This is a genomic window from Nostoc sp. UIC 10607, from assembly GCF_047228265.1.
In the GTDB taxonomy this organism is placed as follows: domain Bacteria; phylum Cyanobacteriota; class Cyanobacteriia; order Cyanobacteriales; family Nostocaceae; genus Nostoc; species Nostoc foliaceum_A.
In genome coordinates, this window is sequence record NZ_JBIQNW010000175.1 from 1 (window position 1) to 1,684 (window position 1,684).

At 43.4% G+C, this 1,684-nt stretch carries 1 protein-coding gene; it reads right to left on the bottom strand.

The window, feature by feature from the left end; genetic code table 11:
- Positions 1-321: 321 nt before the first annotated feature.
- Positions 322-1,684: DUF3991 domain-containing protein (locus ACEYW6_RS36155; protein WP_412983598.1), on the bottom strand; the 1,363-nt coding region annotated here is incomplete at its 5' end.

Genomic DNA, 1,684 nt, shown 5'->3' on the forward strand with positions numbered 1-1,684 from the left:
ACTTTACCGTATATACCGTGCTGTCTCCTAAATCCTTTACCAGCAAGCTTTTTGAGACTTAACGGGAAAAGTCAGGTTAAAGAAGCAGGCATCACCGTGCCAAGCAGTACTATAGCAATCCTATTTGACTAGCCAAGTGATCGCTGCCAGTTGTCAAAGCATCTTTCCAGGATTTAAGAACTCGTGGCTCGGAGTCGGCGTTAGCGGAGTGGCTCTTGCGGGCGTGCAGGATCTAGTTGGCCCAACCACTAATCTTTCTGCCCGTAAGAGCCACCGACTCCGAGAGCGAAGCGGTCACGAGTTCGTCGGATCAACATGAGATCATCGGCTAAAACCCCGCCCCCGTTGCTTTTGCTCCAGCATCTCTTGCTGCTGTTGCTGCTGTTCAATAAGAATCTCATTCCAAGTTAGCCCCGACGGTACAATTCTTTTAGCCTGGGGTAAAATTTCCTGAACGACCTGGGCAGCATCATTTCCTTGATCATCATTATTAAATGCCAGCCCAATCCTGTTGATATTTCTGAGGAATTCTACTGGCAAGTTATTCGGGTCATCCACTGCCATGTACATTGTTCTAACTGGTGGTTGCCCCTTGTGTCCGTCTCTGTCAATCTCTGCCATTGACAGCGCATCAATGGGGGAGTCACACAAGAATACTCTCTCGATTTTATCGTCTGCCTCTCCACCTAATTTCAGGTGAAACCAACATGAAGAGCGATCGCTGTTTTCGGGGTACTCCGTACAACGATTGTCAAGACGTGCGGTATCCCAAAGCAGTGCGCCTGACTTTTCACCGTTTAAATCCCGCTTGATAAAGACAACATTTCGGTGCTGGTCTATGTAACCCAACCCCTGCTGCTGTAATGGGTGTACAAGGAAGTTTGTTATACCGCGTTTTTGAGTCAAGAAATGCTGTAATACTGGGCGTAGGCTTTCATCCTCTGGCGGTGGTGTAAACTGAGGTTGTTCTTGTAAGTGTGCCAGTTGATTGTTAGCAATTAGTACCAATTCTCTGGCTTCATCAGTAGTCCATCCGGCTGGACTGGCAAAGATAATTTCTTCAACCTCCTCAAATGGCTTATTATCTAATAACGCCCGTATAGCAATTTCTTTATCTCGGTCAGTCACTAATAAGTTTTGCAAGTCAGCGCTGTAATATTTATATAACTCGGCTGAAAGATTATCTTTTAGCTTTGGTTCATCTGTAGTTATAGTTGGAGTTTGATTAATAGCAACTGCATCCACTGGTTTTTGTGATCTATGGAGTTGCTCTAAATAAACAATCGCTGCTTCCAGGTTGTCGAATATGGTTCTTCCGGCTGATAGCTGGTGCTGATTTTGAGAAAGTTGTTGCGTTAATTCTAATACTGTTTCAGTTAATGCTGAAGAGATAGTCGATTGCTCAATATAATCAAAGATTGATAAAATAGCTTTGTTTTCTACGTGAGATTGCAACTCAGCCGTAACTGCTTCATCAAAGTCACTGAATGTAGTTTTATCTTGAACTAGTTGTTGATGATATTGAGAAACTTGCTCTGTTAACCCTAATACTGCTTGGCTTAAAGCAGACTCGATAGCTGATTGCTCAATATAATCAAAGATTGATGAAATGGCTTTCTGATCTGCATGGGATTGCAACTCAGCCGTAAATGCTTCATCAAAGTCATTGAATGTAGTTTTATCT